This is a genomic window from Caballeronia sp. LZ062 (assembly GCF_031450785.1).
In the GTDB taxonomy this organism is placed as follows: domain Bacteria; phylum Pseudomonadota; class Gammaproteobacteria; order Burkholderiales; family Burkholderiaceae; genus Caballeronia.
In genome coordinates this window covers 2,727,150-2,752,699 of sequence record NZ_JARTWB010000002.1, presented here as the reverse complement: position 1 = coordinate 2,752,699, position 25,550 = coordinate 2,727,150, and the positions used below count along the sequence as shown (strand labels likewise).

Genomic DNA, 25,550 nt, shown 5'->3' with positions numbered 1-25,550 from the left:
AATGTCACGCAGGCGCGACCACGAACCCGCGCTTTCGCAGCAACTCCAGCACGCCGCGCGGCCCGCCCAGATGCAGCGCGCCGATGGCCACGAACACCGGCTTGTCGGGCGCGCCCAACTGCACCATCCGCGCGACGAAGCGCCGGTTGCGCTCGTAGACCACGCGGTTGTCCACTTGCGCGGCGAGCGTCTTCGACCGCGCGAGCTTGGTGCTTTTCGCGTCGTCCCAGGCTTTGAGCGCGTCGGCATCGCCAATACGCCATAGCCGATGCAGTTCCTTCACGTCGGCGATGTTCTCGGCGGGCGTCTGCACCAGGTCTTCCGCGAGCATCTCGCGCTGCTGCGCGGACGTGAGCCGCGTGAACGTCGAAATCTGCTCGTTCAACGTCTCCAGTCCGACGACCTTGCCGCGCACGCGCAGATACACGTTCTGCAACTGCGCCTCGGTGCCGTACTCGCTCTGGAAGCCGGCCTTCAGCGTGTCGTAGGTTTCGATCAGCATCGACGCGAGCCACGGCCGCGTATGCCGCAAGTCCTTGAGCGCCGCCGGATTGCTGCGCATACGCGCTTCGACTTTCTTCCACATCGAATCCGGCAAATAGTCGATCAGACATTCGCTGTGGCACATGCCGTAGCGGTTCACGTCTTCTTGCGACGACAGCAGTTCGTCCGGGGAGATTTCGAGCGCGAGGGTCGGCGACGCATAGAGCGCCGCGAGAATGGACTGGCGAAACGGCTGCTCCGGCGGATAGTCGCTCGCAAAACCGACATGGAGTGTGCCGAGCACGTAAAGAGTCGTCGCGCCCTTCGTCGCGGCGTAGAACGGCATGCGCGGCGGCTGCGCGCGCACGGGGCCGCTCGCAGTGGTGCCGTCGCTACGGTCCACGCGTGGCGGTTGCGCGGGCGGATCGGGAACGTCGGTCGCGCTGGCGTCGCCAGCGGGTTGCGGCGTGCCGCCCGGCGGCGCACGCGATCCCGTGACGGCGAAACTCGCGGGCGTAATAGCGAGGCAGACCGCAGCCGCTATCGTTGACGCCAGAAGCGTGCGTCGAGCGCGAGCGGACAACGCCGCGACCCACAGCGCCGCGCAGACCGCGAGCGCCGCCGCACTCGATGCAACGCGGCGCGTCCGGCCAACTACCGGTCGCGCCGCCTGCGATTCACGCGTCGCCTTCACCGACCTCCTCGGCGCGATGGCACGAGACCTGACGGCCATCCACCACTCGCAGCGCCGGCTCCTCGACGCGGCACCGTTCGATCGCATACGGGCAACGCTGATGGAAGGTGCAGCCCGACGGCGGATTCAGCGGCGACGGCATCTCGCCTTCCAACTTGATTTTGATGCGGCGGTCTTCTTCGAAAAGCGCGGGCGTCGCGGACATCAGCGAGCGCGTGTACGGATGCCGCGGATTCGCGAAGATCGTCTTCTTGTCGCCCAGTTCGGCGATGCCGCCGAAGTACATCACCATCACGTCGTCGGCAATGTGCTCGACCACCGACAAGTTGTGCGAAATAAACACGTAGCTCGTGCCGAACTGCTGTTGCAGGTCCATGAACAGATTGAGAATCTGCGCCTGAATGGACACATCGAGCGCCGACACGGGTTCGTCCGCGACGACGATCTGCGGATCCAGAATCATCGCCCGCGCGATCGCCACGCGCTGACGCTGCCCGCCCGAAAACATGTGCGGATAGCGCGACGCATGTTCGGGCCGCAAGCCGACCGTGCGCATCATCTGCGCGATGCGCTCGGCGCGTTCCGTCGACGAGAGCTTCGTGTTGATCGCGAGCGGCTCGCCGAGCGTCTGCTCGACGGTCTTGCGCGGATTCAGCGAAGCGAACGGGTTCTGAAACACCATCTGCACGCGCTGACGCAACTCCGCGATCTTCGCCTTGCTTGCGCCCGCGACATCTTCGCCCTCTATCAGCAGCCGGCCGGACGTCGGCGTTTCGATCATCGTCAATTGCCGCGCGAGCGTGGACTTGCCGCAGCCCGATTCGCCGACGACCGCGAGCGTGCGCCCGCGCTGCAGTTCGAACGACACGCCGTTGAGCGCCTTCACCGTGCCTTGCGTGAACATGCTGCGCTTCACGGTGTAGTGCTTCGTGAGCCGGTCGGCGGCGAGCACGATGTCCTGTATTTTTTCCTTCGGTACCGCGTTCATCGCGCGCCCTCCTCGACAATCTGCGCCTCGCGTTCGGCGCGCACCGCTTGCGCGACTTCCTGTGCCACATTCAGCGGCTTGATGCAGCGCGCGCGCACGGCGGCATCGCGCGCGTCGAGCTGATACAGATGCGGCCTGCCCTTCCAGCAGTCATCGACCACATACTTGCAGCGCGGCGCGAAGAGACAGCCGCTTGGCCGGTCGTCGCGGCCTGGCACCATGCCCGGCAGCGCGGCGAGACGCGCTGCGCCACGGCTGTGCTCGGGAATCGCGGCGAGCAACGCCTCCGTGTACGGATGATGCGGCTCACTGAAAATGGCCGGCACATGGTTCGTTTCGATGATCTCGCCCGCGTACATCACCGCGACGCGCTGCGCGACCTCGGACACGACGGCGAGATCGTGCGAAATCAGCACGAGCGCCATGCCGCGCTCCTTCTGCAAGCGCACGAGCAGTTCCATGATCTGCGCCTGAATGGTCACGTCGAGCGCCGTGGTCGGTTCGTCGGCGATCAGGAGCTTCGGATTGCACGCGACCGCCATCGCGATCATCACGCGCTGGTTCATGCCGCCCGACATCTGATGCGGAAACGTCTCGATGCGGTTCTTCGCGTCCGGAATGCCCACTTGGTCCAGCAGTTCGAGCGCGCGTTTGTTTAGCGCATCGCCGCGCAAACCTTCGTGCAGCCGCAGCACTTCCTTGATCTGATAGCCGACGGTGTAGCTCGGGTTCAGGCTCGTGAGCGCGTCCTGAAACACCATCGCGATGTCCTTGCCGATGATCTTCCGGCGAGCGCGCGCCGATGCCTTCAGCAGGTCGTGGCCGTCGAAGGTGATCTGATCGGCGGTGACTTTGCCGGGATGGTCGATCAGGCCCATCAGCGCCATCATCGTGACGCTCTTGCCCGAGCCGGATTCGCCGACGACGCCGACAACTTCGCCCGGCTTCACGGAAAGATTGATGCGATCGACCGCTTGCGTGCCGCCGAACGTCACTTGCAGGTTACGGATAGTCAGTAAGTCAGTCATGTCATGCCATCCGTTTCAGTTTCGGATCGAGCGCGTCGCGCAGACCGTCGCCGAGCAGGTTGATGACGAGCACCGAGACGAGAATCGAGAGGCCCGGCATCGTCACGATCCACCATGCGCTTTCGATGTAATCGCGCGCCGAGGCCAGCATTGCGCCCCACTCCGCCGCGGGCGGCTGCACGCCGAGGCCGAGAAAGCCGAGCGCGGCGGCATCGAGAATCGCCGAGGAAAACCCGAGCGTCGCCTGCACGATGAGCGGCGCGGCGCAGTTCGGCAGCACTTGCGAGAACATGAGCCGCGCGGTGCTCGCGCCCGCCACGCGCGATGCCGTCACGTATTCCTTCTGCAATTCGCCGAGCGCGGACGCACGCGTGAGACGCACGTAACCCGGCAGCGCGACGATGGCGATGGCGAGCATCGTATTGACGAGCCCCGGCCCGATGATCGCGACGACGGCCACCGCCAGCAGCAGCGACGGCAGCGCGAGCAGTACGTCCATCACGCGCATGATCGGCGTATCGAGCCAGTGGAAGAACGCGGCCATCAACCCGAGCACGACGCCCGGAATCAGCGCGAGCACCACCGACACGAAGCCGATCCAGAACGACAGCCGCGCGCCGTACATGAGGCGCGAGAGAATGTCGCGGCCCGCTTCGTCGGTGCCGAGCAGGAACATGCGATTGCCGCCGTCGAGCCACGCGGGCGGAATCTTGACGTACTCGCGATACTGCTCGATCGGGCTATGCGGCGCGATCAACGGCGCGAAAATCGCGATGAAGAGCAGCACGAGCACGATCAAGCCCGCTGCCACCGCGCCGCGATTGCGCGAGAAGTTCGCCCAGAATTCGCGCGCCGCGACCATGCGGCCGGAAGGCGGCGTGAATGCGCCGGGCGGGAGATTTTTTTGAACGTCAGCCATTCGTTATGCCTCGCGCCGAGCCGCCTCAAGCGAGGCATGCGCCCCCTTGGGGAGCAGCGAACAAGTGTGAGCGTGGTGGACCATGTTTTCCTCAGCGAGTATGGCGAATGCGCGGATTCAACACGCCGTACAACAGATCGACGACCAGATTCACGACGATCACGAGCGTCGCGATCATCAGAATGCCGCCTTGCACGACCGGATAATCGCGGCGCGAAATGGCGTCGATGAGCCATTTGCCGACGCCCGGCCACGAGAACAGCGTCTCGGTCAGCACCGCGCCCGCGAGCAGCGTGCCGACCTGCAAGCCGATCACGGTGACGACCGGGATCAGCGCGTTGCGCAGCGCATGCACGACGACCACGCGCAGCGGCGAAAGCCCCTTCGCGCGCGCGGTGCGGATGTAGTCCTCGCGCAGCACTTCGAGCATCGACGAGCGCGTCATGCGCGCGACGACCGCGAGCGGAATCGTGCCGAGCACGATGGTCGGCAGAATCAGATGCGAGAGCGCCGACGTGAACGCGCCTTCATCGCTCGAAAACAGCGAGTCGATCAGCATGAAGCCGGTGACGTGCGGAATGTCGTATTCCACCGCGATGCGGCCAGAGACAGGCGTCCAGCCGAGCTTCGCCGAGAAGAACATGATGAGGATCAAGCCCCACCAGAAGATCGGCATCGAATAGCCGGTGAGCGCCGTGCCCATGACGCCGTGATCGACCGCCGTGCCGCGCTTGAGCGCCGCCGCGACGCCCGCCGGCAAGCCGACGACGAGCGCGAAGATCATCGCGCAGATGGACAGCTCGACGGTGGCCGGAAAGCGCGCCATGAATTCGCCCATCACGCTCGTGTTCGTGATGATGGACGTGCCGAGATCGCCCTTGAGCGCATGGCCGACATAGTGGAAATATTGGAGCGGCAGCGGCTGGTCCAGCCCGAGGCGCTTCATGGCTTCGGCGTGGGCCGCCGGGTCCACGCCCCGTTCGCCCATCATGACTTCGATGGGATCGCCCGGGATCAGGTGGATGAGTGCGAACGCGAGAATCGTAATGCCGATGAACGTCGGTATCACCATTCCTATGCGTCGCAAAACGAATCGGAACATGATCGCCCTTTGGTTCGTTCTTGGGGATAAATACGCTACCGGCGGCCGGATCGTTTCGATCCGCGCCGCCGGACGTGTTTCGACTACCTATGGTTTAGTGCAAAAAGCATTCCGCCAGCAACACTTACTGCATGCCGACGCCATCGAAGCGTACGTAGCCAAGCGGCTCGATCTTCATGTTCGTCACCTTCTTGCTGACCGGCTGATAGACGGTCGAATGCGCGATCGGCGAGAACGGCAGTTGTTGCGCGAAGATCTGCTGCGCGTCGGTGTAGGCCTTCGTGCGCGCGGCGACATCGGTGGTCGAGCGGCCCTTCACGACGAGATCGTCGAACGGCTTGTAGCACCACTTCGAGAAGTTGCTGCCCTTTACCGCGTCGCAGCCGAGCAGCGTGCCGAGCCAGTTGTCGGGGTCGCCGTTGTCGCCCGTCCAGCCGATCAAGAGCGCGTCGTGTTCGCCCGCGTGCGCGCGCTTCAAGTACTCGCCCCACTCATACGACACGATGTTCGCCTTCACGCCGATCTTCGCCCAGTCAGCCTGGATCATTTCGGCCATCAGACGTGCGTTCGGGTTGTAGGCGCGCTGCACGGGCATGGCCCACAGCGTGATCTCGAAGCCGTTCGGGAAACCGGCTTTGGTCAGAAGCTGCTTGGCCTTCGCGGTGTCGTATGCGTTCGCCTTCAGGTTCTTGTCGTAGGACCACTGCGTCGGCGGCATCGGTGCGGTGGCCGGCTGGCCCGCGCCCTGATACACGGAATCGATGATCGCCTTCTTGTTGATCGCCATGTCGAGCGCGCGGCGCACGTCCGCGTTGCCGAGATTGCTCTTCGTCACGTTATAGGCAACGTAGCCTTCGTTGAAACCGGCCTGCGAAGGCGTATCCACATTCGATGCCGACTTCAGCGCCGCGATATCGCCCGGGCGCGGATAGCTCATCACCTGGCATTCGTTGCTCTTCAGCTTCTGCACGCGCACGGCGGCGTCCGGCGTGATCGAGAAGATCAGCTTGGAAATCTGCACCGCGTTCGGCTTCCAGTAGTCTGGATTGCCGTCGAAGCGAATGGTCGCGTCCTTCGTATAGCTGCGGAAGATAAACGGGCCGGTGCCGAGCGGATACTGATTGATGTCCGCGGCCTTGCCGTCCTTCAGCAGCTTGTCCGCGTATTCGGCGGAGAGAATGGAGGCGTATTCCATCGCCATGTTCTGAATGAACGGCGCGCTCACTTCCTTCAGCGTGAACTTGACGGTGTACGGATCGACTTTTTCGATCTTCGAGATCAGCTTGTCGAGGCCGAGGTCCGTGAAGTACGGGAACTGCACGTTGTACGCCTTGCGGAATGGCTGATTCGGGTCGAGCATGCGGTTGAACGTGAAGAGCACGTCGTCCGCGTTGAATTCGCGCGTCGGCTTGAAGTAGGACGTGGTCTGGAACTTCACGCCGTGACGCAGATGGAATGTGTACGTCAGGCCGTCCGACGAGACTTCCCACTTTTCGGCGAGGCCCGGTTCCACCTTCGTGCCGCCGCGCTCGAATTCGACAAGGCGGTTATACACGGTGAAGGTGTTCGCGGTGAAATCGGTGCCCGTGGTGTATTGCGCGGGATCGAAGCCGGCGGGGCTGCCTTCGGAGCAGTAAACGAGCGTCTTGTTCGGGATTGCCGCGTTCGCGGTGGTCGCCGCGAGGAGCGTTGCCGTGGCGACGGCGCCCATGAGCGCCGACATGCGGGCGACTCGCAACAGGCCATTTTTCTTCATGTTTCCTCCAAGTCAGTGCCGGCTTCTGGCCGGCGTAGCGCGATATTACTTGATCGCGTCCTCCGCTTTGTTAGCGGACGAAAAAACCGGGCGCAACACTAGCACGAACAAATATGACGCGGGTAGACAGTTTTTCCCACAGCGCAGGTTATTGAGCTTCTGCGAGCAAGCGCGTCAGGCCACAGATGAACGAGGAAAGCGCGAAGAGTTGCGAGAGAACGAGGAAACGTGCGGCGCGGGCTGAGTGGGCTAGGTCGGGAGCGGTTGGCGTCGCACCGGCCGTGGCTGCGACTCGATCTCAACTTCCGAGCGAATAGTGCGCTCGTGGGATTCACGCCGCGCTCTGTACAAGGGAGGAAAGAACGAACCGCGCGGCGAGCGCCGCGCGGGTGATGCTAAAACGCGCGATTCACGCGCTCGCGAAGCCGAGCCGCTCGCAGATAGTCTTCGTCGCCGACGCGCCGTTGAGCGTATAGAAGTGCAGACCGGGCGCGCCCTCGTCGATGAGACGGCGGCACAGGCCCGTCACCACGTCGAGGCCGAATGCGCGAATCGACTCGCGATCGTCGCCGTAGCTTTCCAGCCGCCGCGCGATCCACTTCGGCACTTCCGCGCCGCACATGTCGGAGAAGCGCATCAGTTGCGAGAAGTTCGTGATCGGCATGATGCCCGGCGTGATCGGCACGTCCACGCCCAGCTTTCGCGCTTCGCCGACGAACTCGAAGTACGCGTCCGCGTTGAAGAAGTACTGCGTGATCGCGGCGTTCGCGCCCGCCTTCACCTTGCGCGCGAAGTTTTCCATATCGGCGCGCGGCGAACGCGCTTGCGGATGAAACTCCGGATACGCGGCCACTTCGATATGGAACCAGTCGCCGTGCTCCTGACGGATGAAAGCGACCAATTCCGACGCATAACGCAGTTCGCCGACTTCGCCCATGCCGGAAGGCAGATCGCCGCGCAACGCGACGATATGGCGAATGCCGTGCTCACGGTAAGCGCCGAGAATCGCGCGGAGGCTGTCCCGCGACGAGCCGATGCACGACAGATGCGGCGCCGCCTGCAAGCCTTCGGCCGCCATTTCGAGCACGGTATCGAGCGTGCCTTGCTGCGTGGAGCCGCCCGCGCCGAACGTCACGGAGACGAACTTCGGCGCGAGTTTCGCGAGTTGCGCGCGGGACGCGCGCAGCTTCTCCACGCCTTCCTGCGTCTTCGGCGGAAAAAACTCGAATGAGAGTTCGATGGGTTTCATGATGATGAGTGCGCAGATGCGCGGCGGCTAGCCGAAGTTGCGCTGCCCGAACACGAGCGCCGACAGAAGCCACGACACGATGCTGTACAGGATCGAGCCGAAGAACGCCGACCAGAAACCCGAGACCTCGAACCCCTTCAGCAGCGACGAGCACAGCCAGAAGCAGAGCGCATTCACCACGAGAATGAAGAGGCCGAGCGTGAGGATGGTCACCGGCAGCGTCAGGATGATGAGAACCGGACGCAGCACGGCGTTGATCAGGCCGAGCACCACCGCGACGATCAGCGCCGTGCCGAAACTGCGAATGTGAATCGACGGCACGAGATAGGTGATGATCAGCAGCGCGAGCGCATTGATCAGCCATGTCAGCAGCACGGTCATCGAGGGTTCTCCGGTTTGTCGTCTTTCGGGCAGGGCGAGGCACGGATGCATGCGCATCCGCGCCGGCCCCGCCGCCGCGTTCAATCAATAGCGGTAGTGGTTAGGCTTGAACGGGCCGCTCTTGTCGACGCCGATATAGCCTGCCTGCTCATCCGACAGCACGGTCAGTTCCGCGCCGATGCGGCCCAGATGCAGACGCGCGACCTTCTCGTCCAGATGCTTCGGCAGCACGTAGACCTTGTTCTCGTACTTGTCGCCTTGCGTGAAGAGTTCGATCTGCGCGAGCGTCTGGTTCGTGAACGAGTTCGACATGACGAACGACGGATGGCCCGTCGCGCAGCCGAGGTTCACGAGGCGGCCTTCGGCCAGCAGAATGATGCGCTTGCCGTCCGGGAAGATGATGTGATCGACCTGCGGCTTGATGTTGTCCCACGTGTACTGGCGCGTGGAGGCAACGTCGATTTCGGAATCGAAGTGACCGATATTGCAGACGATCGCGTTGTTGCGCATCGCCTTCATGTGGTCGTGATTGATGACGTGGTAGTTGCCCGTCGCCGTCACGAAGATGTCGGCCTTGTCGGCGGCGTATTCCATCGTCACGACGCGGTAGCCTTCCATCGCCGCCTGCAGCGCGCAGATCGGATCGATTTCCGTGACCCACACAGTGGCGCCCAGACCGCGCAGCGATTGCGCGCAGCCCTTGCCCACGTCGCCGTAACCGGCCACGACCGCGATCTTGCCCGCGATCATCACGTCGGTTGCGCGCTTGATGCCGTCCACGAGCGACTCGCGGCAGCCGTACAGATTGTCGAACTTCGACTTCGTGACCGAATCGTTCACGTTGATGGCCGGGAACGGCAAACGGCCGTCCTTTTCCATCTGATACAGGCGATGCACGCCCGTGGTGGTTTCTTCCGTCACGCCCTGAATATGCGCGAGGCGCGTGGAGTACCACGTCGGATCGGCGTCGAGGTGACGCGAAATCGACTTGTACAGCGCGACTTCTTCCTCGTTCGTCGGCTTGGCGATAACCGAGCGGTCCTTCTCCGCCTTCGAGCCGAGAATCAGGAGCAGCGTGGCGTCGCCGCCGTCATCGAGAATCATGTTGGCGAACTCGCCGTTCGGCCATTCGAAAATGCGGTGCGAGAATTCCCAGTACTCGTCGAGCGATTCGCCCTTGAACGCGAACACCGGCGTGCCGCCATCGGCGATTGCGGCGGCGGCGTGATCCTGCGTCGAGAAGATGTTGCACGACGCCCAGCGCACGTCCGCGCCCAGGGCCTTCAGCGTTTCGATCAGCACGCCGGTCTGAATGGTCATGTGCAGCGAACCCGCGACGCGCGCGCCCTTGAGCGGCTGCTGCGCCTTGTATTCTTCGCGGATTTGCACGAGACCGGGCATTTCCGTCTCGGCGATGTCGAGTTCCTTGCGGCCCCATGCGGCGAGCGACATGTCGGCGACAACGAAATCCTGGGTGCTGTTCGAATCGAGAACTGCGGCGTTCATCACGCCCTCCTTTCTAAAAAAGACTAGAAATGTTGACGTGAGCGCCGTTCGAATGCGGTGGCTCTGCGGGCGCTTTGAAACGCGCTTTCGAACCGTCCGAATTGAATGCCACCGAGCCTGGCGGATGAGGCTTTTTCGAGCCGCTCAACCGTCGCAACGCTCCTCGGGGGCGAACGACGATTGTAGCAAAGTCTTATTGGATCGTTTGCGTTTCAGCACACGCTGATTCAAATAATCGACGCTGCGTGAACCGCATTTTTACCGATATGCGTTTATCGACGAGAGCGCCTAGAACGGCAACGCGGAAAGCGCGGGCGCGAGGAGCACCATCACGACGCCCGCGATCATCATGGTCAAGCTCGCGACAACGCCTTCTTCGCTGCCGAGTTCGCGCGCCTTCGCGGTGCCGACGCCGTGCGCCGCCGCGCCGAACAGCGCGCCGCGCGCGAGCCGCGTGCGCAGCGGCACGAGCGCGAGCACGATCTCGCCGAAGAGCATGCCGCAGACGCCCGTCGCGATCACGAAAAGCGCGGTGAGATCTTTCGGCGCGTGAATCTTGTCGGAGACAGCCAGCGCGAACGGCGTGGACACCGAGCGCGTCGCGAGGCTGCGCTGCAATTCCGGCGACAGATGCAAGAGCTTCGCGAGCGCGAGCGATCCGCCCACGGCAACCAGAATGCCGACCGTGACGCCGACCGTCAGCGAGATCCAGTGGCGCTTCAAAAGCGCGCGGTATTCGTAGATCGGCACCGCGAACGCGACGGTGGCCGGGCCCAGCAGCCACATGAGCCAGCGCGTATCGGCGAAGTAGACCGAATACGGAATGCGCGCGGTCACGACGATCAGCGCGAGCACGGCCGGCGCCGAGAGCATCGGCGTGAGCCACGGGCTGCGGAATCGTGCGTAGAGACGCTTGGATGCGAAGTACAGCGCGACCGTCAGCACGAAGCAGCCGGCGGCGATCAGGCGCGCGGCGTCGTCGGCGATAAGCGAGGCGTAGAAATGGTGCATGTAGGTGATGAGCCGCGTGATCAGGCGCGGGCCGCGTGGCGGGCGACGAGCGCGCGTCGCAGCGCGAGACGGCGCTCCAGGCGCGCCGCGCGGTCCACGGCGAACGCGACGGCGACCATCACCATCAGCGTGCCCGCGATCACGACGAGCGCGAGCCGCCAGCCGTCTTCCATGAACAAGCCGCCGTACTGCACGGCCGCGACGGCGGCGGGGATGAAGAACAACAGCATGTCGCCGAGCAGCCAGTCGGCGCCTGCCTTCACCCAGCGCGGCGCGATGCCGCCGCAGAACAGCAGCGCGAGCAATGCGACGAGACCGACCACGCCGCCCGGCACCGGCAACGCGAGTTTGCGCGCGACGACATCGGCGACGAACCAAATCACCGCAATCCCGCCGGACTGCACGGCGACGCGGGCAAAGCGGCTAACAGCGGCGCGTGCAGTGTTCGAAGTGCTTGCATTCGGAAGGACGGCGGACATGGTCTTATGCGTTAGGGTTAACCTGTAGCCGAGTATAGAGGCGTCGTTTCCATAATAAAAATGACTTAACCTTATCCACTTCATTCCAATCCGGAATCCGAGGCCGATCATGGAACTGCGCGCGTTGCGGTATTTCGTCGAAGTGGTCAAGCAGAAGAGCTTCACCGCTGCCGCCGAGCACATGTTCGTGACGCAGCCGACCATCAGCAAGATGGTGAAGGCGCTCGAAGACGAAGTCGGGTCGCCGCTGCTGTTGCGCGAGGGCCGCCAGATGGTGCTGACCGACGCCGGGCAGATCGTCTATCAACGCGGCGTGGACGTCCTCGCGGCGCACGCGCGGCTGGAGGCCGAACTCAATGATCTCGGCACGTTCGGACGCGGCACGCTGACCATCGGCATTCCGCCGATGGGCGGCTCGCTCTTCACGCCGGCCATCGCGGCGTTCAGGCGGCGGTATCCGAAAGTCGAACTGAAACTTTTCGAGCGCGGATCGAAGGCGATCGAGGCCGCGCTGATGGACGGCGAACTGGAACTGGGCGGCGTCCTGCAACCGGTCGATACCGATATGTTCGACGTGCTGCCCGTGAGCCGTCAGTTGCTGTGGCTGGTGGCGCCGAAGGGCTCGCGCTGGGAAGGCGTCCGCGAAGTGCCGCTGGCCGATCTCGCCGCCGAGCCGTTCGTGTTCTACGGCGAAAGCCTGGCGCTCAACGATATTGTGATGAATGCGTGCCGCGAGGCGGGTTTCACGCCGACCATTGTCGGGCGCAGCGGACACTGGGATTTCATGGCGGCGCTGGTGCAGGCGGAAATCGGCATAGCGCTGCTACCCGCGCCGTATTGCCGACGCCTCGACACCGACGCGTTCACGTGCCGGCCGGTCGTGGCGCCGGAGATTCACTGGGACATGGCGCTCGGCTGGCGGCGCAACGGCTATCTGTCGCATGCGGCGCGCGCGTGGATCGAGGTCGCGCGGGAAGTGCTGCCCCCGAACCTCGATCAGGACTTCATGGCCGATGGTTTCGCGCGGACGCGGACGGGCGAAGCCCGCAAATGACACGCGTCCGCATTCCTGCGGCGATCAGTTGACTGTCTTGAACTCGATGCGGCGGTTCGCCATGCGGCCGGCCGGCGTGGCGTTGTCGGCAATGGGGTGAACCTCGCCGAAACCTTCAGCCGTCAGGGAATGTGCCGGGATGCCGTGCTTCACGAGATACCCGCGCACCGCTTCCGCGCGCTTCTTCGACAACTCGACGTTGAGCGCCGCGCTGCCCGTGTTGTCGGAGTAACCGGCGATCTGCAACATGATGGGCGCGCCTTGCGAGTCGCAGGTTTTCAAGGCTTGCGCGGACTTCGCGAGCGCGGCCATCGCGCTTGCGGGCGGTGTATTCGAACCGGTGCGGAAGTTGATCGGCTTGAGATTGAGCATTCGCGCGATAGCCGGCGCGGAACACGCGTCGCCGCTCGACGGAGCCGAAGCCGGAGCCGAAGCCGGTGCCGCCGAAGCAGCCGAAGCAGCCGAAGCAGCCGAAGCCGAGGCCAATCCCGAAGCCGCATCCCCATGCGGCGAACCCAGACCCACATTCCACCCCGTGCCGAACAGCGCCTTCAGCTTCTCCAGCCAGCCGAGCTTCGTGTCAGCGGCCTTGCCGGCCAGCTCGATCTTGTCGCCGGAAATCTGCACGCGTGCGCCCGGCAACGTCATCACGGGCACGAGGTTGTCTAGCTTGTCGAGCCATGCGGAAGGCTTCGTGTCCGGGTCCACGGCGACGTTCGCGTGGAACTTGTCCGCGCCGAACTTGGCCGAGAGCAGGTCGATGAGCCGCTGGCGCTCTTCGTCGCTGCCGACCGTCGCCTTGACGGTGGGCACGCCGGAAGCGTCGACGGTGATGGAGGCGAGTGCGTCCTTGCCCGGCAGCAGCGTCGGCATGGACGCCTGGCTTGCCACGGCTGCGCTGCTCGCCACGGCGTCGGAGGACGCAACAGCAACAGCGGCATCTGACGCCGATCCGTCGGCCTGTGCGTCCTGCGCCGCTTCCTTCGGCTTGTCTTCCGTCGAGCAGCCGCGCGCGACGAGCGCCGCGAACAACGCGAGCGCGGCGGCGTTCGCCACCCACAGCCACTTTCGCTTGCTGGATTTGTCCTTGCTTTCCTCGGTTTCGGGCGCGGGGTACACGTCGCTGTAAATCGGGAATGCGGCGGCTTCCTGCGTGGACGGATGTTCTAAATGCGACGTCACCGCTTTCAGCCGCGACGCCACGCCGGCCAAAAACGCGCCGACCGAGCCGAGACCGAGCGCCTGCGCGAACGCGTCCGTCATATTCGCGCGAACGACGGGCAGTTGATGCCCAAGCAGCGTCGGCAAGTGGCCGACCTGACCGTTGTGCTGGGTGAAGTGGCGCTTGAGCAGACCGAGCAGCGTCGCGCCGACCACGCCGGTCAGCACGCGCGCGGCGTGCGCCGGCACGCCGGAGTATTCGGCGACGCGCTCGCTGAGCGCGTTCACGTTGTCGTGCGACGCCACCGCGCCATCCACCGATGCGCTCGTGGCCAGCAAGGTTTGCATACCCTCTTCGTTCAGCACGAAGTGCGGCAGTTCCTCGGCGATATGCGTATTGACGGTCGCCGACATGACCGCGTTGAACAAATTGCGCGCACCGTCGAGCGACGACGCCTTGTTCATCATCGAGCCGATGAGCGCCGGCCCGCTCAGCGAAACGACGCGTTTGGCGGATTCGGGCGCGCAGCCGACGCGTGCGGCGAGATGCTGCAACACGCTTTCATTCAAAGCGGCCTGCGCCATCTGATTGAGGTTAATGCTCATTGGGAATACTTCCAGGAAAAGCGTTGTTGCACCGGGCTCGATCGCCCGCTTCAGGCCGAACGATTATAGGTTCGGGCTCCTGCTAGTCGGCATGGGTGGCCGAACAATCGGATTTGTCTCAGCTCTCGTTTGTTTAGGACTGCGCCTGAGAAAATTTGCCGTCGCTGTGACAATCGGGCGCTCGCGTCCAGCCGCCAATGAAGAGAGCGATGCCTCTACCCGCGCGCCGAAAGCCCGGCCTATGATTCTTAAATTCGAGATGGCTCCGACGCGACGCGCCGCGACGCCCGAAACAGGAGACCGCCGCATGAACGCCCCATCTGCCGATGCACCCGACGGCCGGTTCGGACAGACGCACGAGGTCACGAATCAGGCGCCGCCGCTTGACCGTTACGACGCGTTCGCCACCGATTGCGCGCTCGCGGCGGCGGTCGAGCGCGAAGGCGCGGGCTGGCACGCCGACGCCCTTTCCCTAGACGCCCGCGCGCTCACACAGCCCGATGTCCTCGCGCTCGCCGAACTCGCCAACCGGCACACGCCGGAACTGGCGACGCACGACGCGCGCGGCGAGCGCATCGACGCAATCGAATTTCATCCGGCGTGGCACGAACTGCTGCGCCGGCTGCGGCACGAGGGATTGCACGCGCTACCGTTCGAGCCGCAGGCGCGCGCCGGTTCCATGGCCGCGCGCTGCGCCGGCTATTTCCTGCACGGCCAGCTCGAGTCCGGTTCGCTGTGTCCGGTCACGATGACCTTCGCGAGCATTCCGGTCTTGCGCAACGAGCCGGCGCTGTTCGCGCGGCTCGCCGGGCCGCTGCTCGCGCGCGAGCACGACCCGCGAGATATTCCGCTCGACGCCGGCAAACGGTCGATGATGATCGGCATGGGCATGACCGAGAAGCAAGGCGGCTCGGACGTGCGCAGCAATCGCACGCGCGCCGAGCCGATCGGCGCGGGCGGGCGCGGCGGCGAATATCGGCTCGTCGGGCACAAGTGGTTCTTCTCCGCGCCGCAGTGCGACGCGCATCTGGTCCTTGCGCGTACCGCTGGCGCAGGCGGTCTCTCGTGCTTCTATGTGCCGCGTTTCGCGCCGGATGGCCGCAAGAACGCGGTTCACGTGCAGCGCCTGAAGGACAAGCTCGGCAATCGCTCGAATGCGAGCAGCGAAGTCGAATTTCTCGATGCCTACGGCGTCATGATCGGCGAGGAAGGACGCGGCGTGCCGACGATCATCGAAATGGCGAACTTCACGCGGCTCGACTGCGTGATCGGCAGCGCGGCGCTGATGCGTGCGGCGCTCGTGCAGGCGATTCATCACGCGCGGCATCGCAGCGCGTTCGGCGCGCGGCTCGCGGATCAGCCATTGATGCGCAACGTGCTCGCCGATCTCGCGCTGGAATCGGAGGCCGCGACGCTGCTGTTCATGCGGCTTGCGGGCGCGTTCGAGCAGAGCGCGGCGGCAGGAAGCGCGCCGTCCGAGCGCGCATGGCGGCGCATCGTGACGCCCGCCGCGAAGTTCTGGGTGTGCAAGCGCGCGCTGGAATTCACGGGTGAAGCCATGGAAGTGTGGGGCGGCAACGGCTATGTGGAAGCCGGCCCGATGGCGCGCTTCTACCGCGAAGCGCCCGTCAACTCGATCTGGGAAGGCTCGGGCAACGTGATGTGTCTCGATGTGCTGCGCGCGTTCGAGCGCGAGCAGGACGCGGCGCACGCGCTGTTCGACGACTGGCGCGGCGTGGCGGCGGAGCATCCGGCGCTGGGCGCGGCGCTCGGCGCGCTCGCCGGTATGCTGACCGGCGATGTATCGGAGAGAGAAGCGTCGGCGCGGCGCATCGCGCAGTTATTGGCGCTGTGCGCGCAAGGCGTCTTGCTTGCGCGTCATGCGCAGGAGGACGTGGCGCAGGCGTTCATCGAGACGCGCCTCGGCGATGCGCGCGGCGAGACCGGGCGCGTCTACGGCACGCTGCCGGCGCGGTTCGATCATGCGGGAATCGTGGCGCGGGCGTTTGCAGACTAGCGCGCAGGCGGCGGCACGAAACCGCGCGACGGTTCGCGCCGCCGAGAAAGCAGCGGCGATTGCCGATACCTGCGTGCCACGCACAGCGTCGCCGCCGACGCGCGACCACCGTCACCGCACCGCCCGCCCCGCCTCCCGCAACGGCTCTTCGTTCTCCAGCCGATACACCCACGAAAGCAGTTCCGCCACCGCTTGATAAAGCGCAGGCGGAATATGCGCGTCGAGGTCCACCTGCATCAGCAGCGAGACCATGTCCGGCGAATCGTGCACATAGACGCCCGCTTCCTTCGCGCGCTGCACGATCATCTCCGCGACGAGCCCATAGCCCTTCGCGACGACGCGCGGCGTCGCTTCGCGATTGCCGGCTTCGTAGGCGAGCGCCGTCGCCTGCTTGCGGCTGTACGGCGTGCTCATGTCGCGCCTCCTTCGGTGCGCGGCGATGCGCGAAACAGATGCTCCAGCGGCGAACGAACGGGCTTCGGGGCCGCGTGGCCCGCGTCATGCCCGGCCTCGATGCCCGCCGCGCCGTCGATCGAGCGCACCGAGAACGACGCCAGCGCGATACCCGCCGCATCCAGCTGACGCGCGAACGCCGCGCCATCCGCCGCGAGCCGGGCCGCGCCTTTGTCGCTCGCGTTGATGCGTGCGACGAGCCTTTCTCCGCTCAGAACCAGTTCGGCGTCCACGGTGCCGAGCGCCGGCAGCGAAAGCGTGATGCGCGTGCGCCATGCGCGCTCGTCCGCCTCGGGCTCCTGCGTGCGGCCCTCACGCGGCTCGCGGGCGATTTCCCACTCGAAACGTGTGCCGGGCCACGCCTCGCCCTGCCAGCGGAACTGACCATTGGCGAGAAGATCGAGCTGCTGGCGCACGATATCGAGCGTCGCGGGATGCACGCCCGCCGCCACCGACGCCTGCATCGCCGATTCGGACGGCGCCGGATGTGCGCCCGCATTGCCCGTGTTTGCGCTTCCGCTCTGCGAATGGGACAGCGCCGACGCGGGTGCGTCGCGCACGGACGCCGCGAGCGCCGCCGCCTGCTGCGGCGTCTGCGGCATCTCGACGACGCGTGGGGGCGTCGGCGCGGCGTCATGAAAATCGGAGAAAGCCGGGAAAGCAGGTGCCGCGTCCGGTGCGCTCTCGCTTGCGAGATCGAACGGCAGCGACAGCGCGCGCGGATCGACGCGGGCCTGCGGCTCGCTGGCGAGCGACGCGGCGCTGCGCTGTCCCGCAAGCCACTGCGCCAGATGCGATTCGTAGAAAAGCCCGCTTTCGCCGACCGTCTTCGCCAGTTCGCCCGCCAGCACGGACGCGGGCAGCGGCGGCAAATTCTGGCTCGCGGCGCGCGCGGCCGCGACGGCGGCTGCGTTCGATGAAAAAGCGGTGTCGAAGAGACCGGTGGTGAGCGCGGCGAAGGCGCTCGCGGGGCGCGGCGGCGTCGGCCACAACGGCGCGTCGCCGATGACGGCCGACGCCGCGCCGGACAAGCGCGAGATCACGTCGAGCGTGCGCGCGACGCTGGAAAGCTCGGTCTGCGCCGATGCGACCGGGTTCGCGCCCGCCGTGCCGGATGCGGGCGTGTCCGGCGTATCGACGGTGGCGGACGTGCCCGCCTGCGTCGTCGTGCGTCCGGCGGCGGTGCCTGCGGCGCCGTTCACCGCGTCGGCCGCGCGGATCGCGGAAAGAACGAGGTCGGTGCGGCCGGCCAGAAGCGTTGCGATCGCGGAGTCGAATCCTGTCATGCCCAGATTCCTCAATTGCGTCCGCGAAACGTCGCGGCGTGTCTGCCTAACGCAGTCCGATCATCTTTTTCAGGACGCGCGCCGGGCTATTGACCGCGAAGAGCGCCGACAGTCGCGCGAGGCTCGGCGATGTCAGATCGCGGATAGCGGCGTCGTCGGCGAGAATCTTCTTCACGAGGTCCAGCTTGCGCGCCCGCGCGGTCTCGTCGAGCGCCGAACCGTGGTCGGCGTCCTTCAACTGCTCGACGAGGTCGCGATACGTGCCCTGCATCGCTTTCAAATCGCTCCAGTCGCCCTCGCGCGCCGCCATCAGCATCTGGGCGGACAGCGCGGCAATGGCTTCGTAGTGAGCGAAGTATTCTTCTGTCGTTTTCATTCTTCTGCGGCAGTCGCCCACCGATTTCCATTCAGACGGCTGCGGCGGTCATTTGCGCCACTTCCGGTCCGATACCGACCCACGCTTCTTCGAGCGTCGCCAGCAGATTGTCGACTTCGACCAGCATCGTCTCGCTCTGCTCGATGTTCGCCTGCAAGAGACGGCGCGTCATGTACGAATAGAGCGCGTCGAGCCGCTGCGCGATTTCGCCGCCCGCGTCCTTGTTCAGCGCCTGCTGCAGCCCGCTTTCGACGATGCTGATCGCCTTGCCGATCGCCTGGCCGCGCGCGCCCACGTTGTTCTGCTGCGTATGCATCCGCGCCTGCGCAATGGCCTGCCGCGCGCCCTGATAAAGCATCACGATGAGCCGGTGCGGGCTGGCTCCCATGACGCCGGTCTGAACGCCGACGCGCGCATATGCGTTGGCTCCCGCCTGTCCCTGCGAAAACATCGATGGCTCCTGTCTCGACGAGTGTTGCGTCTTTCCGCCCCGGTCGGCCGGTTCGCGCTTTCGTGCGCGTCTGCGGCCCCGTCTCGTCCGTGCAAATCACTGCAGCCGGCGAGCGTGGCTCGAAGCCCTCACCCGCGCCGCCTGCAACCTAATTCCCGTGCAGCACATCGGACGCGGCGCCAAGCGCCTCATCCCCGCGCCGGCTTTTCCCGGCGCGCATGCATCCAGACCGGTCGAAAGCGACTGCGCGGCTTGCTCTCGTGAGCGAACCGTCGTTCGCCGGGCTGCTAACGGGGTTATCGGAGAAACGGGGAAAAGCTTTAGGGCGCAAGGGTTTGAGGGCCGAGGCAGGGCCGAACCAGGATCAAAGGGCGGGATCGCCGCGGTCTTTCGGCAGCGTCAGACGGAGATCTGCATGATGTCGTTGTACGCGCTCACGAGCTTGTTGCGCACCTGCAAGCCGAACTGCAGGCCGACGTTCGCCTTCTGCATGTCCACCATCACGTCGTTGAGCGAAACGTTCGGCGCGCCGATTTCGAACGCATGCGCCTCGTTGAGCGCCGTCTTCTGGTTGTCGCTGATCTTGTCGATGGACGACTTCAGCGCGTCCGCGAAGCTGCTCGCGGTGGCCGCGCCCGAACCAGCGGTTTGTCCGGTCACCGCGCCGGAAGCCACAGTGGCCGCGCTGCCCGCGCCGCCGGCGGCTTGCGCCGACATCGACTGAATGGCGCTCATGGCGGCGGAAAGCGGATTGATCGGAAAGTTCATATTGACTCCGTTTGACAGCAAGTTGATGCAGACCGTGGAAATGCCGGCGTCTGGCCGGCTCGGACGGGCCGGTAAAAAAGGCTTGTCCGGGTATGAAAAAGATTAGCAGCGGGCCGCTTTCCAAAGCGCGCGAAGAACGGGGAAAACCCCGCTCTATTCACCGAATCGACTTGCAAGGGAGTGCGGATAATCCGTCTCGTGAAAAGACTTCCTTAACCGCCGACGACAACGCGGCGCGGGAAGAAGCCAAGATTCGGAGCTTCGACGCTAAATGGAAACGCCCAACAACTCATTGATCACGCCCGACGCCAGAATGGGCCTGGCGGGTGCGCAGCCGGGCGCGGCAGGTTCGGCCGCTGCGGGCGCGGGCCTTTCCGCCGGCGGTTTCGCGCAGCGGGTGCCAATGCTCTCCCAATTCCGCTCGAACCCGCGCGTGCCGCTCATCGTCGCCGTCGCGATTCTGGCGATGGTCGTGGCCGGCCTCCTGATGTGGTCGCGCCAGCCGGACTACCGCGTGCTGTTCAGCAATCTGTCGGATCGCGACGGCGGGGCAATCGTTGCCGCACTTCAGCAAGGCAACATTCCCTACAAGCTGTCCGACGGCGGCGGCGCCATTCTCGTGCCGGCCGAGCAGGTTCATGAAACGCGTCTGCGTCTCGCGAGCCAGGGCTTGCCGAAGAACGGCTCGGTCGGCTTCGAGCTGATGGACAACCAGAAGTTCGGCATCAGCCAGTTCGCCGAGCAGATCAACTATCAGCGCGCGCTGGAAGGCGAGCTTGAGCGCACCATCGGTTCCATTTCGTCGGTGAAGTCGGCGCGCGTGCATCTGGCCATTCCGAAGCCGAGCGTGTTCGTGCGCGACAAGGAACTGCCGACCGCCTCCGTGATGGTCAATCTATATCCGGGCCGCGTGCTCGACGAAGGCCAGGTGCTCGCGATCGCGCACATGGTGGCCTCGGGCGTGCCGGACATGCCGGTCAAGAACGTGAACATCGCCGATCAGGACGGCAACCTGCTCACGAGCCAGAGCGCCGTCAACGGCCTCGACGCGTCGCAACTCAAGTACGTGCAGCAGATCGAGCACAACACGCAAAAGCGCATCGACGCGATTCTTTCGCCGCTCTTCGGCGCGGGCAATGCGCGGTCGCAAGTAAGCGCGGACATCGACTTCTCGAAGCTCGAACAGACCGCCGAAAGCTACGGCCCGAACGCCAACCCGCAAAGCACGGCGATCCGCAGCCAGCAGTCGAGCGAATCGAGCGAAACGTCGGGCAGCGGCGTCGGCGGTGTGCCGGGCGCGCTCTCGAACCAGCCGCCGCAGCCGGCGTCGGCACCGATCGACGCCGCCGCCTCGGGCGCGACGGCCACGAAGTCCACACCGAGCAATCTGCGCAAGGACACGACGACGAACTACGAAGTGGATCGCACCGTGCGCCACTACGAGCAGGCGACGGGCGGCATCAAGCGTCTGTCCGTGGCGGTGGTCGTGAACTACGAGCGCCAGGTCGACGCCAAGGGCAACGTCACGATGAAGCCGCTCACCGCCGACAAGCTCGCGCAGGTGCAGCAGCTCGTGAAGGACGCGATGGGCTTCGACGAGAAGCGCGGCGACTCGGTCAACGTGGTGAATAGCACGTTCTCGTCGGACACGGACCTGACGCCCGCGGTGCCGTGGTGGCGCACGCCCGACATGATTGCGCGCGGCATCTCGCTCGCGAAGTACGTGGGTATCGGCATCGTCGCGCTGTTCCTCTACTTCAGCATGGTGAAGCCCGCGATGCGCCGCGCGTTCCCGCCGCCGCCGGAAGAAGCGCCCGCGCTCGCCGCGCCCGACGAACTCTCGCTGCTGGACGGTCCCACGCTCAACGGCGAGATCAAGCAGGACGAAGACAAGGATGCCGAGGTCAGCCTCCTCGGTCATGAAAGCAACAAGGCCAAATTCGATCGAAATCTCGACTACGCGCGCATGGTCGCGCGGCAGGACCCGAGAATCGTTGCGACGGTCGTGAAGAACTGGGTGTCCGATGAACGCTGAAGGTCTCAATAAAGCCGCGCTCCTCCTGATGTCGATCGGTGAGGAAGAAGCCGCCGAAGTTTTCAAGTATCTCGCCCCGCGCGAGGTGCAGAAGATCGGCGCCACGATGGCCGCGCTCAAGAACGTGACGCGCGAACAGCTCGACAACGTGCTGACCGAATTCGTCGGCGAAGCGGAAAAGCACACGGCGCTTTCGCTCGATTCGAGCGAGTACATCCGCTCGGTGCTCACGAAGGCGCTCGGCGAAAACAAAGCCGGCGCGCTGATCGACCGCATTCTGCAAGGCAGCGATACGAGCGGTATCGAAGGCCTGAAGTGGATGGACTCGGGCGCGGTCGCGGAACTCATCAAGAACGAGCATCCGCAGATCATCGCGACGATTCTCGTGCACCTGGACCGCGATCAGGCTTCGGAAATCGTGTCGCTCCTGAACGACCGCCTGCGCAACGACGTGCTCCTGCGGATCGCGACGCTCGACGGCATTCAGCCGGCTGCGCTGCGCGAACTCGACGACGTGCTGACGACGCTGCTCTCCGGCAGCGACAACCTCAAGCGCGCGCCGATGGGCGGCATCCGCACGGCGGCGGAAATTCTCAACTTCATGTCGAGCAATCATGAAGAAGGCGTGCTGTCGAACGTGCGCGAGTACGACGCGGAGCTGGCGCAGAAGATCATCGACCAGATGTTCGTCTTCGAAAACCTGCTCGACCTGGAAGACCGCGCGATCCAGTTGCTGCTGAAGGAAGTCGAATCCGAAACGCTGATCGTGTCCCTGAAGGGCGCGCAGCCCGGGCTGCGTCAGAAGTTCCTCTCTAACATGTCGCAGCGCGCGGCCGAACTGCTTGCCGAAGACCTCGATTCGCGCGGTCCGGTGCGCGTCTCGGAAGTGGAGCAGCAGCAGCGCAAGATTCTGCAGATCGTCCGCAATCTGGCGGAAAACGGTCAGATTCAGTTAGGCGGCAAGGCGGAGGACGCGTATGTCTGACGCGGCCACCACCCACAAGGCCGGCAAGCCGCCGGTCTCGGCGTACCAACGCTGGGAGATGGCGTCTTTCGATCCGGTCACCGTCGACAACAGCGCGGCGGAACAGGCGGCGCTCGAAGCACATCTGCGCCGCGTCGAGGAAGACGCTTACGCTGCCGGGCTCACGAAAGGACACGTCGCCGGTCAGGCGCTGGGTTATCAGGCGGGCTTCGAACAAGGTCACGCAAAAGGTTTCGAGGACGGCCGCAAGGAGGCGCTCGCGCAGGCGGCGCAACTCGCGCAGATCGCTGATACGTTCAAGACCGCGCTAGAGGCTGCCGACGCCGCCATCGCGGAAACGCTGGCCGCACTCGCCGTCGATATCGCGCAGCAGGTCGTGCGTCAGCATCTGGCGCTCGATCCGACCGCGCTCGTCGCCGTCGCGCGTGAAGTGATCGCCGCCGAGCCGGAGCTGTCGGGCGCGCCGACGCTGGTCGTGAGCGCCGCGGACTTGCCTATTGTCGATGCGTATCTGAAAGACGAACTGGAATCGGCGGGCTGGACGGTGCGTCCGGACCCGGCCATCGAACGCGGCGGCTGCAAGGCGCACGCCGCGACCGGCGAAATCGACGCGACCAACGCATCGCGCTGGGAACGCGTCGCCGCCGCGCTCGGGAGGAACAAGCCGTGGTGAACCATCGGATCACGCAGGACGGACTGTCCGCGCTGGAACAGGAAATCGCGCGGGCGTCGTTCGGGCCGCTCGCGAGCGAAGAAGCCGCAAGCGACGCCGCGCCCGACGCGCACGCCGCGCACACCATCGCCGAACTGGCGAAGCTCGCGGGCAATCCGCACATCGACACATGGCGCGACAAGCTCGACGCAATGAAGTCGCGCAACGCCATCGCCAAGCCGCTGCGTCCGTGCGGACGGCTCACACGCGCCGCCGGCCTCGTGCTCGAAGCGGTCGGGCTCAAGATGGGCGTCGGCTCCGAATGCATGATCGAACTGCCGCCCGGCAGCGCGATCCCGACGGCGGAAGCCGAAGTCGTCGGCTTCGCGGGCGACAAGCTGTTTCTCATGCCGACCACCGAAATGGGCGGCCTCTTGCCCGGCGCGCGCGTGTATCCGCTGGAAAGCGCGCCGATCAACGATCCGATGGCGGGCGCGAAGCGTCTGCCGGTCGGCTGGGAAATGCTCGGCCGCGTGGTCGATGCGTCCGGCCGTCCGCTCGACGGACTCGGCGCGCTCGGCGCCAAGGTCGATGCGCCGCTCGCCGCGCCGGTCATCAATCCGCTGAACCGCGAGCCGATTCATAAGGTGCTCGACGTGGGCGTGCGGGCGATCAACTCGCTGCTCACGGTCGGGCGCGGTCAGCGCATGGGCCTGTTCGCGGGTTCCGGCGTCGGTAAGTCGGTGCTGCTCGGCACGATGGCGCGCTATACGAGCGCGGAAGTGATTGTGATCGGGCTGATCGGCGAACGCGGCCGCGAAGTAAAGGAGTTCATCGAGCAGATTCTGGGCGAGGACGGCCTCGCGCGCTCGGTCGTCGTGGCCGCGCCTGCGGACGTGTCGCCGGTGCTGCGGATGCAGGCCGCCGCGTACACGACGTCGCTCGCCGAATATTTCCGCGATCAGGGCAAGCACGTGCTGCTGCTCATGGATTCGCTCACGCGCTACGCGATGGCGCAGCGCGAGATCGCGCTTGCCATCGGCGAGCCGCCCGCGACCAAAGGTTATCCGCCTTCGGTGTTCGCCAAGCTGCCGGCGCTCGTCGAGCGCACCGGCAACGGGCCGGAGGGCGGCGGTTCGATCACTGCGTTTTATACAGTGCTGACCGAAGGCGACGACCAGCAAGACCCGATCGCCGATTCGGCGCGAGCCATTCTGGACGGCCATATCGTGCTGAGCCGGTCGCTCGCGGAAGCGGGGCATTACCCGGCTATCGACATCGAACAGTCGATCAGCCGCGCGATGACCTCGCTCATCGACGACAAGCATCTGGAACGCGTGCGTCTTTTCAAGCAGATGCTGTCGCGCTATCAGCGCAACCGCGACCTGATCAACGTGGGCGCGTATTCCAGCGGCCGCGACGCGCTGCTCGACCGCGCGATTGCGCTGTATCCGCGGATGGAGTCGTTTTTACAGCAAGGTTTTCGTGAGCAGGCAAATTTCGAACCGAGTCTTGATTTGTTGCACCAGCTTTTCGACTAGTATTCGAGCCATTCGTCATAAGAACGCGTAATGCCCTGAAGACCACAGGAACCGCCCCGCCATGTCCAAGAATCTGCCGATCCATACGCTCATCGAACTCGCGCAAGAAGAACTCGACGCCGCCACCAAGAAACTCGGGAAATTGCAGCAGGAACGCAACGAGATCGAGAAACAGCTCGACTCCCTGATCACGTACCGCGACGAGTATCACGCGCGCTTCACGGCATCGGCGCAGCAGGGCACGACGGCGCAGACGCTGCGCAACTTCCAGGCTTTCGTCGATACGCTGGATTCGGCGATCGCCCAGCAGCGCGCGTTGCTCGTCACGGCGGATCATCGCATCGAGGCGGCGAAGCCGGAGTGGCGGCTCAAGAAGCAGAAGGTGGGCAGCTACGAAGTGCTGGCGGCACGCGGCGAGGCGGTTCTCGCGCGCAAGGCGGCACGCGTCGAACAGCGCGAAGCGGACGAGCACGCGGCCAAGGTGCTGCGCATGCGCGCCGAACGCGCCTGACGGATTTTTAGCGGCGCTGCTGTCATGGCAGCGAGCGCCGCGTGTGTTTCATTACAGG

General features: G+C 65.0%; 24 protein-coding genes and 1 riboswitch. Of the genes, 7 read left to right on the top strand and 17 right to left on the bottom strand.

Features of this window, described 5'->3' with window-relative positions; genetic code table 11:
• Positions 1–4: 4 nt before the first annotated feature.
• The 11 genes from P9239_RS18875 to P9239_RS18825 form a co-directional block, all read right to left on the bottom strand.
• Positions 5–1,216 carry a TraB/GumN family protein gene (locus tag P9239_RS18875; protein ID WP_404989716.1) on the bottom strand — a complete coding sequence of 404 codons (1,212 nt, stop codon included), beginning with the start codon at positions 1,214–1,216 and terminating at the stop codon, positions 5–7.
• Positions 1,161–2,165, bottom strand: a complete 1,005-nt coding sequence (locus P9239_RS18870) for a peptide ABC transporter ATP-binding protein (protein ID WP_309753592.1) — start codon at positions 2,163–2,165, stop codon at positions 1,161–1,163. The genes P9239_RS18875 and P9239_RS18870 overlap by 56 nt, the downstream gene beginning before the upstream one ends.
• A complete protein-coding gene (locus P9239_RS18865; protein ID WP_309753590.1) occupies positions 2,162–3,193 on the bottom strand; it encodes an ABC transporter ATP-binding protein in 1,032 nt (343 codons plus the stop codon). Before P9239_RS18865 ends, P9239_RS18870 begins: the two co-directional genes overlap by 4 nt.
• A 1-nt stretch (position 3,194) precedes the next feature.
• Positions 3,195–4,112, bottom strand: a complete 918-nt coding sequence (locus P9239_RS18860; protein WP_309753588.1) for an ABC transporter permease subunit — start codon at positions 4,110–4,112, stop codon at positions 3,195–3,197.
• Between the two features lie 91 nt (positions 4,113–4,203).
• Complete coding sequence (locus P9239_RS18855; RefSeq protein ID WP_175938496.1) at positions 4,204–5,214, bottom strand: ABC transporter permease subunit; 1,011 nt, start codon at positions 5,212–5,214, stop codon at positions 4,204–4,206.
• 124 nt (positions 5,215–5,338) lie between these two features.
• Positions 5,339–6,970: an ABC transporter substrate-binding protein gene (locus tag P9239_RS18850; protein WP_309753584.1), complete on the bottom strand. Its 1,632-nt coding sequence runs from the start codon at positions 6,968–6,970 to the stop codon at positions 5,339–5,341.
• 409 nt (positions 6,971–7,379) lie between these two features.
• On the bottom strand, positions 7,380–8,219 hold the full coding sequence (gene metF, locus P9239_RS18845; protein ID WP_309753582.1) for a methylenetetrahydrofolate reductase [NAD(P)H]: 840 nt from the start codon (positions 8,217–8,219) through the stop codon (positions 7,380–7,382).
• Positions 8,220–8,246: 27 nt separating this feature from the next.
• A complete protein-coding gene (locus P9239_RS18840; protein WP_175938503.1) occupies positions 8,247–8,600 on the bottom strand; it encodes a phage holin family protein in 354 nt (117 codons plus the stop codon).
• An 84-nt stretch (positions 8,601–8,684) separates the two neighbouring features.
• Positions 8,685–10,106: an adenosylhomocysteinase gene (gene ahcY, locus P9239_RS18835; protein WP_309753579.1), complete on the bottom strand. Its 1,422-nt coding sequence runs from the start codon at positions 10,104–10,106 to the stop codon at positions 8,685–8,687.
• Between the two features lie 32 nt (positions 10,107–10,138).
• A riboswitch (S-adenosyl-L-homocysteine riboswitch) is annotated at positions 10,139–10,277 on the bottom strand.
• 117 nt (positions 10,278–10,394) lie between these two features.
• Positions 10,395–11,117, bottom strand: a complete 723-nt coding sequence (locus P9239_RS18830; protein ID WP_309753577.1) for an LrgB family protein — start codon at positions 11,115–11,117, stop codon at positions 10,395–10,397.
• A gap of 20 nt (positions 11,118–11,137) precedes the next feature.
• On the bottom strand, positions 11,138–11,596 hold the full coding sequence (locus P9239_RS18825; RefSeq protein WP_309753575.1) for a CidA/LrgA family protein: 459 nt from the start codon (positions 11,594–11,596) through the stop codon (positions 11,138–11,140).
• A 109-nt stretch (positions 11,597–11,705) separates the two neighbouring features.
• On the opposite strand from P9239_RS18825, the gene P9239_RS18820 reads away from it, so the two are divergent.
• The gene (locus P9239_RS18820; RefSeq protein ID WP_309753573.1) at positions 11,706–12,650 is read left to right on the top strand and encodes a LysR substrate-binding domain-containing protein; all 945 of its coding nucleotides are present in this window, start codon (positions 11,706–11,708) and stop codon (positions 12,648–12,650) included.
• A 24-nt stretch (positions 12,651–12,674) separates the two neighbouring features.
• Here the strand turns inward: P9239_RS18820 and P9239_RS18815 are convergent, their stop codons facing one another.
• Positions 12,675–14,417 carry an OmpA family protein gene (locus P9239_RS18815; RefSeq protein ID WP_309753571.1) on the bottom strand — a complete coding sequence of 581 codons (1,743 nt, stop codon included), beginning with the start codon at positions 14,415–14,417 and terminating at the stop codon, positions 12,675–12,677.
• Between the two features lie 307 nt (positions 14,418–14,724).
• On the opposite strand from P9239_RS18815, the gene P9239_RS18810 reads away from it, so the two are divergent.
• A complete protein-coding gene (locus tag P9239_RS18810) occupies positions 14,725–16,434 on the top strand; it encodes an isovaleryl-CoA dehydrogenase (RefSeq protein ID WP_309753569.1) in 1,710 nt (569 codons plus the stop codon).
• A 111-nt stretch (positions 16,435–16,545) separates the two neighbouring features.
• On the opposite strand, the gene P9239_RS18805 is transcribed toward P9239_RS18810, so the two are convergent.
• The 5 genes from P9239_RS18805 to fliE all read right to left on the bottom strand — a co-directional run bounded on the left by P9239_RS18805 (position 16,546) and on the right by fliE (position 19,768).
• Complete coding sequence (locus P9239_RS18805; RefSeq protein ID WP_309753567.1) at positions 16,546–16,848, bottom strand: EscU/YscU/HrcU family type III secretion system export apparatus switch protein; 303 nt, start codon at positions 16,846–16,848, stop codon at positions 16,546–16,548.
• On the bottom strand, positions 16,845–18,173 hold the full coding sequence (locus P9239_RS18800) for a flagellar hook-length control protein FliK (RefSeq protein WP_309753565.1): 1,329 nt from the start codon (positions 18,171–18,173) through the stop codon (positions 16,845–16,847). Before P9239_RS18800 ends, P9239_RS18805 begins: the two co-directional genes overlap by 4 nt.
• Positions 18,174–18,219: 46 nt before the next feature.
• Positions 18,220–18,549, bottom strand: a complete 330-nt coding sequence (locus tag P9239_RS18795) for a flagellar protein FliT (protein ID WP_309753563.1) — start codon at positions 18,547–18,549, stop codon at positions 18,220–18,222.
• A 31-nt stretch (positions 18,550–18,580) separates the two neighbouring features.
• Complete coding sequence (fliS, locus tag P9239_RS18790; RefSeq protein WP_309753562.1) at positions 18,581–19,000, bottom strand: flagellar export chaperone FliS; 420 nt, start codon at positions 18,998–19,000, stop codon at positions 18,581–18,583.
• Positions 19,001–19,399: 399 nt separating this feature from the next.
• The gene (gene fliE / locus P9239_RS18785) at positions 19,400–19,768 is read right to left on the bottom strand and encodes a flagellar hook-basal body complex protein FliE (protein WP_309753560.1); all 369 of its coding nucleotides are present in this window, start codon (positions 19,766–19,768) and stop codon (positions 19,400–19,402) included.
• A 271-nt stretch (positions 19,769–20,039) separates the two neighbouring features.
• On the opposite strand from fliE, the gene fliF reads away from it, so the two are divergent.
• The 5 genes from fliF (at position 20,040) to fliJ (ending at position 25,492) form a co-directional block, all read left to right on the top strand.
• Positions 20,040–21,803, top strand: coding sequence for a flagellar basal-body MS-ring/collar protein FliF (gene fliF / locus P9239_RS18780; RefSeq protein WP_309753558.1), 1,764 nt, complete (start codon positions 20,040–20,042; stop codon positions 21,801–21,803).
• Complete coding sequence (gene fliG, locus P9239_RS18775; RefSeq protein ID WP_175938527.1) at positions 21,793–22,788, top strand: flagellar motor switch protein FliG; 996 nt, start codon at positions 21,793–21,795, stop codon at positions 22,786–22,788. Before fliF ends, fliG begins: the two co-directional genes overlap by 11 nt.
• Positions 22,781–23,461 (top strand): flagellar assembly protein FliH, encoded by a 681-nt coding sequence (gene fliH / locus P9239_RS18770; RefSeq protein ID WP_309753554.1) that lies wholly within the window; start codon positions 22,781–22,783, stop codon positions 23,459–23,461. The genes fliG and fliH overlap by 8 nt, the downstream gene beginning before the upstream one ends.
• Positions 23,455–24,981, top strand: coding sequence for a flagellar protein export ATPase FliI (gene fliI, locus P9239_RS18765; protein WP_309753552.1), 1,527 nt, complete (start codon positions 23,455–23,457; stop codon positions 24,979–24,981). Before fliH ends, fliI begins: the two co-directional genes overlap by 7 nt.
• A 61-nt stretch (positions 24,982–25,042) precedes the next feature.
• Positions 25,043–25,492 carry a flagellar export protein FliJ gene (gene fliJ / locus P9239_RS18760; RefSeq protein WP_309753550.1) on the top strand — a complete coding sequence of 150 codons (450 nt, stop codon included), beginning with the start codon at positions 25,043–25,045 and terminating at the stop codon, positions 25,490–25,492.
• Positions 25,493–25,550 lie beyond the last annotated feature (58 nt).

What these genes read in the sequence shown, in the direction of transcription:
- P9239_RS18865 (WP_309753590.1), bottom strand. Translation starts at nt 3,193, where the DNA reads ATGACTGACTTACTGACTATCCGTAACCTGCAAGTGACGTTCGGCGGC.
- P9239_RS18805 (WP_309753567.1), bottom strand. Translation starts at nt 16,848, where the DNA reads ATGAGCACGCCGTACAGCCGCAAGCAGGCGACGGCGCTCGCCTACGAA.
- P9239_RS18875 (WP_404989716.1), bottom strand. Translation starts at nt 1,216, where the DNA reads ATGGCCGTCAGGTCTCGTGCCATCGCGCCGAGGAGGTCGGTGAAGGCG.
- P9239_RS18795 (WP_309753563.1), bottom strand. Translation starts at nt 18,549, where the DNA reads ATGAAAACGACAGAAGAATACTTCGCTCACTACGAAGCCATTGCCGCG.
- fliF (WP_309753558.1), top strand. Translation starts at nt 20,040, where the DNA reads ATGGAAACGCCCAACAACTCATTGATCACGCCCGACGCCAGAATGGGC.
- P9239_RS18850 (WP_309753584.1), bottom strand. Translation starts at nt 6,970, where the DNA reads ATGAAGAAAAATGGCCTGTTGCGAGTCGCCCGCATGTCGGCGCTCATG.
- P9239_RS18825 (WP_309753575.1), bottom strand. Translation starts at nt 11,596, where the DNA reads ATGTCCGCCGTCCTTCCGAATGCAAGCACTTCGAACACTGCACGCGCC.
- P9239_RS18815 (WP_309753571.1), bottom strand. Translation starts at nt 14,417, where the DNA reads ATGAGCATTAACCTCAATCAGATGGCGCAGGCCGCTTTGAATGAAAGC.
- P9239_RS18800 (WP_309753565.1), bottom strand. Translation starts at nt 18,173, where the DNA reads ATGACAGGATTCGACTCCGCGATCGCAACGCTTCTGGCCGGCCGCACC.
- P9239_RS18870 (WP_309753592.1), bottom strand. Translation starts at nt 2,165, where the DNA reads ATGAACGCGGTACCGAAGGAAAAAATACAGGACATCGTGCTCGCCGCC.
- metF (WP_309753582.1), bottom strand. Translation starts at nt 8,219, where the DNA reads ATGAAACCCATCGAACTCTCATTCGAGTTTTTTCCGCCGAAGACGCAG.
- fliJ (WP_309753550.1), top strand. Translation starts at nt 25,043, where the DNA reads ATGTCCAAGAATCTGCCGATCCATACGCTCATCGAACTCGCGCAAGAA.
- ahcY (WP_309753579.1), bottom strand. Translation starts at nt 10,106, where the DNA reads ATGAACGCCGCAGTTCTCGATTCGAACAGCACCCAGGATTTCGTTGTC.
- P9239_RS18830 (WP_309753577.1), bottom strand. Translation starts at nt 11,117, where the DNA reads ATGCACCATTTCTACGCCTCGCTTATCGCCGACGACGCCGCGCGCCTG.
- fliS (WP_309753562.1), bottom strand. Translation starts at nt 19,000, where the DNA reads ATGTTTTCGCAGGGACAGGCGGGAGCCAACGCATATGCGCGCGTCGGC.
- fliG (WP_175938527.1), top strand. Translation starts at nt 21,793, where the DNA reads ATGAACGCTGAAGGTCTCAATAAAGCCGCGCTCCTCCTGATGTCGATC.
- P9239_RS18855 (WP_175938496.1), bottom strand. Translation starts at nt 5,214, where the DNA reads ATGTTCCGATTCGTTTTGCGACGCATAGGAATGGTGATACCGACGTTC.
- P9239_RS18860 (WP_309753588.1), bottom strand. Translation starts at nt 4,112, where the DNA reads ATGGCTGACGTTCAAAAAAATCTCCCGCCCGGCGCATTCACGCCGCCT.
- P9239_RS18840 (WP_175938503.1), bottom strand. Translation starts at nt 8,600, where the DNA reads ATGACCGTGCTGCTGACATGGCTGATCAATGCGCTCGCGCTGCTGATC.
- P9239_RS18820 (WP_309753573.1), top strand. Translation starts at nt 11,706, where the DNA reads ATGGAACTGCGCGCGTTGCGGTATTTCGTCGAAGTGGTCAAGCAGAAG.
- fliE (WP_309753560.1), bottom strand. Translation starts at nt 19,768, where the DNA reads ATGAACTTTCCGATCAATCCGCTTTCCGCCGCCATGAGCGCCATTCAG.
- fliH (WP_309753554.1), top strand. Translation starts at nt 22,781, where the DNA reads ATGTCTGACGCGGCCACCACCCACAAGGCCGGCAAGCCGCCGGTCTCG.
- P9239_RS18810 (WP_309753569.1), top strand. Translation starts at nt 14,725, where the DNA reads ATGAACGCCCCATCTGCCGATGCACCCGACGGCCGGTTCGGACAGACG.